This window comes from Pelotomaculum sp. FP, from assembly GCF_004369245.1.
Lineage (GTDB): Bacteria > Bacillota > Desulfotomaculia > Desulfotomaculales > Pelotomaculaceae > Pelotomaculum_C > Pelotomaculum_C schinkii.
The window spans coordinates 23,020-33,283 of the sequence record NZ_QFGB01000047.1; the positions used below are offsets into that span (position 1 = coordinate 23,020).

Below are 10,264 nucleotides of genomic sequence, written 5' to 3' on the forward strand. Positions count from 1 at the left end.
TTAAAAGAAGTTTGCCATCCCCCTATTAGTAGGTATAACTTGCCCCAGAGCGGCAATAATAGCGCAAACTGCAAGATATGATAAAATAATGACAAAAACATACCTTAGTATCTCTAAAGCGACATCTTTTTCTGCTCTTAATAGCCTGTAAGCAAGATAAAACAAGCCGACTGCGACTGCAAATAAAATGATTAAGTATAACGACATCATTTCACCACATCCTTTAATAATTAAAAAATAACAGGCCAAATATGATAACCAGTCAATAGCAATTAAAAATCTTGCGGTTCGCCATAAGCAATCTTGCTGAACCCCCAACCGTTCCACTTCCAGAGGCCTGCATCCCTCTTAGCGGGATCGGTATAGTCTCCTTCCGTGACAATCAGCTCATTTTTGCCGTCACCGTCAAGATCTGCAAGGGCCGCCTCATAATTGGGCCGGTCCAGGTTGGATGACTGCCACACCGGTTTAAAGGAACCCGCGGCCGGTTTAAAGATAAATAGATGGTTCTTGACGTCCGGGTCGTCGCCGGCAATCCAGAAGGGCTTGTGCCGGCCGAAACTGCCTGACTTCCAGACCAGCATATTTAAATCAAATACACCGTCATTGTCAGCGTCACCCAGAAAAAAATCATCCACCCACCAGTCATCCTGCGACTCCCAGATAATTTGGGCGCCGGTCGCGACCTTTAATTTCCCGTCCTGCAAGGTATAGTCTTCGCAGGCGCCGTCCTGATCCAGGTCAAATTGCAGGTTTTTCGCCAGCCTGCACTCCAGCAAAGGTTTCCGGGCATAGCATACATACCGCTTGGTTTCCCTGAAAACCCGGCTTTCCTGATCCCAGGCCGGGATAGCTGTATCTTCCAATCTTAATCCGGTATTTTCCAAGGCCATTTCAGCCTCTTCACCTTCCAAAGCTTGCGGCTGGTCCTGGTCATTGATGAAAACGGGCAGTAATTCAAACTTCTCCACACCTTCGGGGGTGATGAATATTTTAGCCGCCAGCCCAACACGGGTAGCCCCGGACCACTTTTGATCGAAAACGAAATTGCCCAGGCTGTAAAAGATGTATTTTCCTTTGTATTTCTCTATTTTCTGTACCACATGGGGGTGATGCCCCAGGACGAGATCCGCCCCGGCGTCAACAGCCAGGCGGGCCAACCTGGTTTGCGCCAGGTCCGGCCGGGTCTCGTATTCCGTACCGGCGTGCATGGACACCACCACAAAATCCGCCTTTTCCCCGGCATAACGCACGGCCGCCCTCATCTTTTCCTGGTTGAGAAAGGCAACGCCGGGATGATCTGACCGGGCCGGATAGGAATCCGGGACAATGGCCGGATCGGTAAAAGCAAGGAAAGCCACTCGCAGCCCTTTTACTTCGATAAACTCCGCGGCAAAGGCCTCTTCTTCCGTTTCCCCGGCGCCTGTATGCCCAATACCCGCGTTATTCAGATATCGTACAGTATCAAGCACGCCCTGGGAGCCAAAATCCGGCAAATGGTTGTTGGCCAGGGAAAGGACCGTGAAACCGGCGTCTTTCAGGGCTATTTCCACTCCCGGATCGGCGCGCAGGGTCATCTCCGGCATCATGATCTCCCTGCCCGGCGTGATCGGGTTCTCCAGGTTGCCGAATACAATATCGCCGCTCTTTAAGTATTTTTCAATTTGTAAAAAGGGGTGGCGCGGATCATCCCCGTGTTCTTTGATTTCTCCGGCCACGCCCCGGGAGAGCATAATATCCCCTACAGCCACCAGGCAGACCGGCTCCGTCCTGATTGGCAGCTTCAGCTTTTTCGCTTTAAAAGCCGCGAAATTTTCTTCCGGTGAGCTATTGCCCCAGGCTCCCGGCAGCAAATCTTTCTTGACCAGATAGCCCAGGCAGCCAAGCACAATGATTATGGTGATTATCAAAAACCTTTTCATTTACTGCGCAATGAAGTCGCTGGTCCAACCTGGCAGCGGGGGAGCCTGGCCGTCATTGATCATCTTGTGCCACTTGGAATCGGTCAAGCGGTCATTCAGTGACCAGGGAAATTCATAATAAGAATATACGCCGCCGATGGCGATCCTTAATTTGCCGTCCACCGGAACAACAGCATAGATCTCGAATACGTTGCCTGTCGCTTCTTCCAACACCTGTCCGCCGCCGGGATTGGTGGCCACGTCCGCCACCAGCGCGGCCGGCCGGTCAAATATCGCGGAGCGGTGGTCGATGCCCTCGTCACGCAGGGCCTCCAGCCAGAAGTGCTCCAACTGACCGCCATAAGAGCGGATTAAGTCATATTCCTCATCGGTCAAAGGGGTATTGGACAATTCCTTTTCTGAAATAGTTTTTAAGGCCAGGATCAGTTCCTCCATCCTTTCCAGGCTCTCCTTATCCCTGTCGTTCAAGAGCCCGCGCGCCTGCAAGCCGCCGGCGGTCATGTTCACCAGAGAGGCCAGGCGGGCGTAAACATCAGGGTTGGGCTCGACATAACCGCGGTCGTCAATAATCTCCCCGCCGCCTCCGGCCTCAGCGTAAACCGGCTTGGCGTAAAGAATGGTGTCATGCTTCAACTCCACCCAACTGCCCAGATAGGTATTGAGGTCTTTTCTTTCCCAGGCCTGATTGCGCATGAAGGAGGGATACCCCGCAGGTTTTTCCCAGGTCAGAGGCATAAGCGTATACAGCCAGTTCCAGTAGAGGTTTTCGGTCCAGGTCTCCTTGCTCAAATCCGCGGTATATGCTTTCATTTTGGCCATATTTTCCTGGTAGTTCCGGTAATCTGTCTCCCCTGTCGATTCTAAAATATCATAAGCCTGGGCTGAACCCATGGCGGCGGGAATGTCCATCCCCCTGGGCAGCACCCTCACTTCACCCTGGCTGTTTTCCATGACTTCCGGGTAAAGCAGCCTCTGGAAAACAGAAGCGTCTAGGGTAAATCTCTGTCCCATGAACCGAAAGCCCTTGCTCTCTTTTTCCCGTTCAGCCGGCGATGTTGCGTCAATAACGGGCATGGAGTTTATGGACGGCGGCTCCAACTCCCCGGCAGCCGCTAAGAACTCGTTCCACTTCTCAGGACCGTCAACCACCGTCTGCAGACCGGCGTCCGTGCCGTATATTCTTTCAACCAGTTCTTTCAACTGATCATATGCGATATCGTCACTTTTACCGACAAAGAAGTTGGTGGTAGCATAGATCCTGTCCCACATCCGGCTGTTTTCCCCCTGGTTTAAGGCCAGGGTGATTAAGACAGCCGACTTTGTTTCGTATTCGTTTGTTACGCGAAAGGTCAGCCTGCCGTACCACATCATGGATTTAAAATAAGCTTTAAGCAAATCGGTCCTCTCGTAATGTCCCCTTGGTATGTATTGTGAGTAATCCTCCCGGAGAAGGTCGCCGGAATCACCGCTCACGCCTATGTTCATTAACGGTGAAACTGCAATGCCCTGGTGGTTTTCAATCAAGGCCAGCTCGTTTTCCACTTCACTCTTTACTACCACCGGCGCCGGCACGCCCGGGTCTAAAAGTTTCCCGGCCACTGCAAAAAAGCCGATATTTCTCCTGGCGGCGTTTTCCCAGTCAGTGTCCTTAAGAGCTTCGTACTGCTTTTGCGCCTGGGCAAGCATCGCTTTATTGAGTTCCTTCAGCTCCGGCGCGAGTCTTTCGGTTTCAACAACTCTCAGCAGGTGATCGAAGAATAAATGGTAGTTATGCAGCACCGAATCGGTGGTGACAAACAACGGCACCGGCTCGTAGCGGTTTCTTTCATAGAGTGAAAAAAATTCTTTTTCATAGCTGGTGGGAACCACCACAAAGCCGTTTTTGATTAAAAGGTCTGTGGCTGCCGGGGATAGGCGAAACATGTCTTTGTTGGTGATATTGCCCAGGTCACGGTCAACCTTGTAAGGTTTTACAGCCGGAGTTGCGTTTACCTCGACCTCTTCATAGGTGGCAAACTTGGAGGTGATCACACCCGGTGTTTGAGATGCTTTTCCCTGGTTGAAACAGCCGCTTACAGCGGTCAGGAACAGGAGCAAAACTAAACCGCATGGAATCAACAATAACCTTTTCATTGATCACACCTCATCTCTAATATTTACTTCGGGCGCCCAATCATCCCTTATGCCATAAACTGATAAATGCTCTTTCCTTTATATATATGTATATATATATTTTTGACGTTGCAGGGAACAGACAGGTTCATAAATAGTATTAGATAACCAGCCTGCTTGGACAAAATATTCAGTGAGTCAAGGCCCCCCCTGACTCACTGATCTAACTAAAACAGTTACCACTGTCAAATGGTTTTAAGAATCGTTTGTTACAGGTAACTTATCCCTAAAAACGCTTATGCGTTTTCATAGGATTATTCATTACCGGTCATGTGAAATCAGTTCATAACAACGCCGATCAAATTTTTTCTTTCACAGGCTTTGCATGTTCAAAGTATAATTCACCCATATAAGCAGGTATCGCAACTTCTTCTTTTCCCTCTATTTCAATCGAAATACCGGACTCTCTTAAAATATCGACAAGGCTTCCTCTCAACTCCAGTCTGCTCTTTAAAGCGGAGGCGTCGCCAATAGCGGAAATATGGTAAGGAGCTGATAATGGGGTCCCGTTGACGTTGATGTGGTTGCCGGCCAGTCGTATCTCGCTGATAGCCGTGATCCGCTGGCCATTTATGGCGACAGCTTCCGAGCCGGCGCTGTATAACTCGTTAACCATTTTTAAAAGCTGTTCGTCAGCGATAATGGGGACATCGGCGGCGCCAAGTCCGGCCTTCTCCATGCGGCTTTTCACAACCAGCTCAACTCCAGGCCCGGACACCGGTGATAAGCCGGCAAACCGTTTTATTTTGTCAAGTTCTCTTTCCAGCGCCTCATCCGCCTCTCTTTGTCCTATCCCGGCCTGCTCCAGTTTGGTCGATAGCTCCGAAATCTCCACCTGCAGCTTATACAAATCCTCTACCAGATTTTTTTTCTCCAGGGCTAATTCCTGTTCCCTGTCCCGGGGAACAACGTTATCGCCGGCGCTGCTGGTAGTACGAAATTGAACGCCCAGCATCATCCCCAGTACAATGGTTACAAAGCTGATAGAAAACATAAAAGCCCTGTTCAAATTAAGCCCTCTCTTTTACGCTATTCTAAAATTTATTGCGCCAAGCTGGTATCAGCATCCGCTTCAATAATATAATCTGTTTTGATGCTTCCGGAATAAGCGGGAATTGTAAGCTGCTCCAGCTTTTTAACTGAAAACTGGATGCCAAAAAACTGCAGGTACTCAGCCACCCCGCCCCTCATTTTCAAGGCGCCTTCCATTGTTTCAGGGCTGCCTATGGCGGTTATGACAAAAGGAGGAACAAGAGCTTTTTTGTTGATCCTGATGGCGGGACCACTGCAGACGATCTCGGTGCTGGCTACCAGGCGTTGACCATTTATCGCGATAGCCTCGGCCCCTGCCGCTTTGAGTTCGTTAACTACTTTTAATATGTCTTCATCATGTATGATATACAGGTTGGGATTGTCGGTGAGTTTCTGTGAGACATTGCTGTCTTTTAAGGTCACTTCCACGCCTTTGCCGGTAAGTTCGGTTAAACCGGAAAAAATTGTCGCGAGTTCCATTTCTGCTTTAATTTGAGTCGCAAGGGGTCCCGTGGACAAACTTTCAAGCTGCTCGCGCATCCTTGTTAATTGCGGTTGAAGAACATCGTGCTCCTTTTTTAGCTGGTCCACCTGTTCTGCTAATTCCTGCGTTCTCCGGATAGCTTCATTGTGCTGTATGTCCCTGGTCATGCGGAATTGCACAGCTAGAATTACTCCAATAGCAAGGCTTACCAGGGCCACCGACCAGTAGAAATTTTTTCTCTTCACTGCGCTCACCCGCTGCCCCCTTATCTTTGCCAACCTACAAGGATTATTCTTTTAGAAATCGAAGAATCCTTTGGTTTCGTAAAAAATAATACCGTCATACTCCAGCAGATCCAAGAATTCGACCCTGAAAGTATGACGGTTAAACAGCAAGGCAGGTTCACCAAAAACAACCAAAAAGTTCTATAAGGGTTATATTTTTTTATCCTCCCTAAAAACTATGACGGTATGAGAAGCAAACAGGTTCACCAAAAGCAACCAATAATGGATTATTTCACCGAAACCATTCGACCCTTAGAGAGAAAAGATGAGGGCTGTTCTAAACAAGAAAGTCCTCACATCTGATTAGATTATGCCCGGACAACAGGTCGGCCAAAAAGATCTTTCATGTTCATTTTTTCTTGGAATTGCTCTTCATAAACTTGCGGTTATACTCGGAAACATACTTAACATATTGGTAATATAATTCAATAGCCTCTGATATGCTTTCAAAAACAATTGTATCATCAATACTTTCATAATCATGTACAATAATGTTTCTCTCCCCTGTGGATGGAGCGATCTCTTTTGCAAATATCTTTGGATAAAGTCCAATCTCTGCTGCTTCCAGAAAAGAGTTGAATGCATCCGCAGGGGGAGGTTTCCCGGCATCGACTATCGTGTGAGTATTAATATCTACTGCTACATCTACAATGAGTTGAATTAAGCGCTCTACAGTCCGGCGATGCCGAAAATCGCTCCGGTACTCTTCTAATGTAATTTCTTTCATTTTCTCTAGCTCTATTAGATAGCCGGTCAGCTTCTGCAGCTTACGGTTGACAACTAAGGGATCAACCACCTTTTCCTCTCCTTTTAATTACTTTCTGTAGATATTCTTCGGTCGCCCGATAAAAAATACGGGCATCATTATGTTCTCTCAAGGCACGGGAGCAGAAACCGGCGAATATTCCAGCTTCCTTTTGGTAAACCGGCTTACCGCCTCTGGCTACCTGAAATTTAAGTATAGGGGAAGCATGATTTAAAATGACCAGATCAATATTTCCTGTTCCAAGATAATTAATGAAATCCCGCAACATATGCCTTCTAGCACGGGAAACCTCGGGCGAACCTGATAACAAATCAGGCTTTTCAAGCCAGACAGCCAGGTCAAGATCACTTCCCTCGATTGCCTTTCCAGTAGCCTGTGAGCCAAAGAGTATGGCCATAGAAATACCGTGATCCTGACAAATTTTTTTAAAGCCAGGCCTATAGAGCGTATCCAAGTCCATCACTATCAATCGCTTTCTTTTGCTCCAAACTCAATACTATAGTTATTATACCAGATCATGGAATTAATGGACAAGCGTTTGGCTAAATCAGCGAAGCGCCGCAACGGGGGTAAGTAAACTGTTTTCCACATACGCCTTCCGACCGACGCAGCGCTCCCCACCAATTCGACCAATGCATTGACAATTGCGGATACTATGTCATACAATATGTACATAATAGACGACGCTATCATGTACATTAGGAGGTGTAACAATGCCTATTGTCAATGCAACAACTGCTAGAAATAACTTTTTTAAAATCATGGAAGATGTTGTCGTTACGCACGAGCCTATTTATGTAACCGGCAAAGCTGGGAATGTCGTGGTTATTTCTGAAGAGGACTACCGCTCTATTCAAGAAACGCTATATTTAATATCCATACCGGGTATGCGCGAGAAAATTTTACGTGGATTAAATACCCCATTGGAGGATTTGGTTGAGGATGATGATGAGTGAACCTTATAAAATCCTCTACACAAAACAAGCACTAAAGGATAAAAAGACTGCTTATGAAGCTGGTTTTTCAGAAAAAATAAAAAGCATCTTGAAAACATTGAAAGAAAATCCCTTTGCCGATTACCCGCCGTATGAAAAACTCGCAGGTGATTTAATAGGCGCTTACTCAAGACGGATAAACCATCAGCATCGTGTGGTCTATGAAGTTTATCAAAAAGAACATGTTGTAAAAATCATTAGTATGTGGCTGCATTATGAATAGAATTAACCAACCTGGATTGTTATGCCCTATTCGACACATCAAACACCTTCTCAAGGCAAATAATCTTTTTCTTTCAACATGCTTTTTATTTCTCTTAGCTCACTGTCTATCGCTTCAATTTTGTTATAGATATTCTTTTTAAAATTCAATGCTTTTAAAATCATTGTTAAAATTCCGGCGACAATAATGATGAATACTAATATGTCAACAATTTGAGCTATTAGGGTTGCGTTAAATTCCAAACCCAACATGTATCCTCCTCGTTTTCCAGGGTTCCTTCAGTTAAGTTTAAACCCTTTATCATCCCTAAAAGCTATGACGGTATGAGAAGCAAGCAGGTTCACCAAAACCAGCCAATAATGGATTATTCCGCCGAACTTATTCGACCCTTAGAGGGATAAGTCGTTTCTTTGTAGAATCCATAATCAACAAGAAAAGGCAAACCCGTACGAAAGTCGGGGGCGCAAAGCCATGGGTCTAAAGCCGCAGGGAGACTATGATCGCCAGGCTGCCGTCCAGATAAAGCAGCCTTCCTTGCCCGGAAAAGCTTAGGGAGGGGTTTTTGAATTTGAAAGAAGAAACAATTGTGCAAAAACTAAAAAACGGTGATATGCAAATTTTACGGCTGGTCTACGAGCTTTTCTATAAATCAGTCTATCAGGCAGCTTTTTTTATCACCAGCGACCCAAGCCTGGCTGAAGACGCCGTCCATGAAGTCTTTTTGAAACTTCCAAGCAGAATCGAACAGCTTGAAGACCCCTCAAAACTGGAAGCCTGGCTATGCCGTATGGCTTCCAACACGGCCAGGGATATCATCCGCCGCCACTCCAGGAGCGATCTTTTCGCCGGGGCCAGGGATGTTTGCCCTGACAATCAGGCGGGCTCCCCGGAAACAACCCTACTGGCTAATGAAGATAAGACAACGATCAAACAGTATATCGAGCGCCTTCAACCAGAATATAAAATAGTTATTTATTTAAAATATTATCAGGACCTGAAAATTGAAGAAATAAGTAAAATCCTCGGTATACCGCTAGGTACCGTTAAATCCCGCCTGATTAGAGCAAGGGAGGAATTAAGGAAAATAATAGAGACGGAAAATCTTAATCGCCAAAATATAAGCGGTTTACCAGACCGGAAAGGGGTGAAGTAGCATGAAGCAGCCTTCCGGCATTGAATTGGAAAAACTAATTCAAGACAGCGTACGGGAAATGGTTGAATCGGCTGCTCCTCCCCCGCTGGAAGAATCCTGGACGCATTTTGAAAAAAAGCTGCAAGAGCAGCAGTCCGATATCGTAAAGCATCCCGCAGGAAAAAGTAAAAATCTATTGCCTATGCGCCTGGCCATAGCGGCAGGTATTATGCTGCTATTAGCCGGAACCCTTTCCGTCTCTTTCCCAACAAAAGCCAGGGCGTTAGGCGTAAAAATAGTGAATATTGTTGAGACCCTGCTCAGCGGCACCCAGATGAATGTCCGGACTGAATACAAACATAATGAACCCGGCCAGACCCCGCCCGGTGAGGGAATCAGGGAGGTTGATATCGGACAGGAAATAGCCGTTTCAATAGATGAAGCAAGGTTGACTTCTCCTTACCCCCTGGCGATTCCTGAATATTTGCCTCCCGGCTTTATACTTGATACGGTCAAATTTCAGGAAATGGTAAAACCAATTGCAAAAGTTACGATGCGTTTTACCGGCTCTGATGCAAGTTACTTCTTGTTTACGCAGGTTAACACACCCGGCGAATACGCGCAAGGATACGGCTACGACCTGGAAGACACCACCGTAGAAGATTTTATTGCCGGGGAAAACAACGGCAAGCTTGTCACTTTTAAAAATAATTCGATAAAACTTTTTTGGATAAAACAGGGTGTAATCTATACGCTGGAAGGAGCTATCCCGAAAGAAGATGCCATGAAAATAATCGAATCCATGTAAAAGGGCGCCTAACGCGTCCTTATTTAATTCGCATAAATATATCCGGAATAAGATGACGCCGACTCGTTATAACCATTTTCGGTCAAGCCGTGCACAGCCTTTGCCCTGTAATAATAACTTAGGTCGGGTGGTCTTTGTCGGAGACCGGGGCATGGTAAGTAAAGAAATCTTGGATGAGTTGGACCGGAGCCACATTGAATATATTGTCGGCATGCGCATGCGCAAAGCCAAAGAAGTCGACGAGGTACTTAAAACAGGCGGCAAATACAAAGTTGTACGGGATAAACTTAGAGTTAAAGAAGTCTGGTGCGATGCCAATCGCTATATTATCTGTTACAACCCTCTACAGGCTGAGTACGACAAAAAAGCCCGGGAGGAAATGGTAGCAAAGCTGGAAAGCCAGATTAAAAGCTATGGGGTCAAGTCACTGGTCGGCAATAGCGGTT

General features: G+C 46.6%; 12 protein-coding genes, 1 pseudogene and 1 riboswitch. Of the genes and pseudogenes, 5 read left to right on the forward strand and 8 right to left on the reverse strand.

Annotated features, from left to right (window positions below):
• The 7 genes from Psfp_RS15750 to Psfp_RS15780 form a co-directional block, all read right to left on the reverse strand.
• Entirely contained in the window at window positions 1–318 is a 318-nt protein-coding gene (locus Psfp_RS15750) for a hypothetical protein (RefSeq protein ID WP_190239541.1), read from the reverse strand.
• On the reverse strand, window positions 273–1,922 hold the full coding sequence (locus Psfp_RS15755) for a CapA family protein (RefSeq protein ID WP_134219498.1): 1,650 nt from the start codon (window positions 1,920–1,922) through the stop codon (window positions 273–275). Before Psfp_RS15755 ends, Psfp_RS15750 begins: the two co-directional genes overlap by 46 nt.
• Window positions 1,923–4,055 (reverse strand): DUF3160 domain-containing protein, encoded by a 2,133-nt coding sequence (locus Psfp_RS15760; protein WP_134219499.1) that lies wholly within the window; start codon window positions 4,053–4,055, stop codon window positions 1,923–1,925.
• A gap of 337 nt (window positions 4,056–4,392) precedes the next feature.
• Window positions 4,393–5,103, reverse strand: coding sequence for a DUF881 domain-containing protein (locus tag Psfp_RS15765; protein ID WP_134219500.1), 711 nt, complete (start codon window positions 5,101–5,103; stop codon window positions 4,393–4,395).
• A gap of 32 nt (window positions 5,104–5,135) precedes the next feature.
• Entirely contained in the window at window positions 5,136–5,864 is a 729-nt protein-coding gene (locus tag Psfp_RS15770) for a DUF881 domain-containing protein (RefSeq protein ID WP_243120715.1), read from the reverse strand.
• Between the two features lie 379 nt (window positions 5,865–6,243).
• A complete protein-coding gene (locus tag Psfp_RS15775; protein ID WP_134219501.1) occupies window positions 6,244–6,690 on the reverse strand; it encodes a DUF86 domain-containing protein in 447 nt (148 codons plus the stop codon).
• Window positions 6,683–7,120, reverse strand: coding sequence for a nucleotidyltransferase domain-containing protein (locus Psfp_RS15780; protein ID WP_282434353.1), 438 nt, complete (start codon window positions 7,118–7,120; stop codon window positions 6,683–6,685). The genes Psfp_RS15775 and Psfp_RS15780 overlap by 8 nt, the downstream gene beginning before the upstream one ends.
• A gap of 253 nt (window positions 7,121–7,373) precedes the next feature.
• Here Psfp_RS15780 and Psfp_RS15785 point away from each other — a divergent pair, with 253 nt between their 5' ends.
• Together Psfp_RS15785 and Psfp_RS15790 are read left to right on the forward strand one after the other, a co-directional pair.
• Window positions 7,374–7,616, forward strand: a complete 243-nt coding sequence (locus Psfp_RS15785) for a type II toxin-antitoxin system Phd/YefM family antitoxin (protein ID WP_134219503.1) — start codon at window positions 7,374–7,376, stop codon at window positions 7,614–7,616.
• Window positions 7,603–7,878, forward strand: coding sequence for a Txe/YoeB family addiction module toxin (locus Psfp_RS15790; protein ID WP_243120716.1), 276 nt, complete (start codon window positions 7,603–7,605; stop codon window positions 7,876–7,878). The genes Psfp_RS15785 and Psfp_RS15790 overlap by 14 nt, the downstream gene beginning before the upstream one ends.
• 50 nt (window positions 7,879–7,928) lie before the next feature.
• Here the strand turns inward: Psfp_RS15790 and Psfp_RS15795 are convergent, their stop codons facing one another.
• On the reverse strand, window positions 7,929–8,129 hold the full coding sequence (locus Psfp_RS15795) for a hypothetical protein (RefSeq protein ID WP_134219504.1): 201 nt from the start codon (window positions 8,127–8,129) through the stop codon (window positions 7,929–7,931).
• A 176-nt stretch (window positions 8,130–8,305) separates the two neighbouring features.
• Window positions 8,306–8,394: riboswitch (cyclic di-GMP riboswitch) on the forward strand.
• Window positions 8,395–8,446: 52 nt separating this feature from the next.
• On the opposite strand from Psfp_RS15795, the gene Psfp_RS15800 reads away from it, so the two are divergent.
• From Psfp_RS15800 to Psfp_RS15810, 3 genes and pseudogenes are all read left to right on the forward strand, one after another.
• Window positions 8,447–9,031, forward strand: coding sequence for an RNA polymerase sigma factor (locus Psfp_RS15800; RefSeq protein ID WP_134219510.1), 585 nt, complete (start codon window positions 8,447–8,449; stop codon window positions 9,029–9,031).
• Between the two features lies 1 nt (window position 9,032).
• A complete protein-coding gene (locus Psfp_RS15805; RefSeq protein WP_134219505.1) occupies window positions 9,033–9,818 on the forward strand; it encodes a DUF4367 domain-containing protein in 786 nt (261 codons plus the stop codon).
• Window positions 9,819–9,969: 151 nt separating this feature from the next.
• A pseudogene (locus Psfp_RS15810) lies at window positions 9,970–10,264 on the forward strand (IS1634 family transposase); the annotation flags it as partial.

Coding starts and splice junctions, on each gene's coding strand:
- Psfp_RS15755 (WP_134219498.1), bottom strand. CDS start 1,922: ATGAAAAGGTTTTTGATAATCACCATAATCATTGTGCTTGGCTGCCTG.
- Psfp_RS15760 (WP_134219499.1), bottom strand. CDS start 4,055: ATGAAAAGGTTATTGTTGATTCCATGCGGTTTAGTTTTGCTCCTGTTC.
- Psfp_RS15780 (WP_282434353.1), bottom strand. CDS start 7,120: ATGGACTTGGATACGCTCTATAGGCCTGGCTTTAAAAAAATTTGTCAG.
- Psfp_RS15785 (WP_134219503.1), top strand. CDS start 7,374: ATGCCTATTGTCAATGCAACAACTGCTAGAAATAACTTTTTTAAAATC.
- Psfp_RS15790 (WP_243120716.1), top strand. CDS start 7,603: ATGATGATGAGTGAACCTTATAAAATCCTCTACACAAAACAAGCACTA.
- Psfp_RS15795 (WP_134219504.1), bottom strand. CDS start 8,129: ATGTTGGGTTTGGAATTTAACGCAACCCTAATAGCTCAAATTGTTGAC.
- Psfp_RS15805 (WP_134219505.1), top strand. CDS start 9,033: ATGAAGCAGCCTTCCGGCATTGAATTGGAAAAACTAATTCAAGACAGC.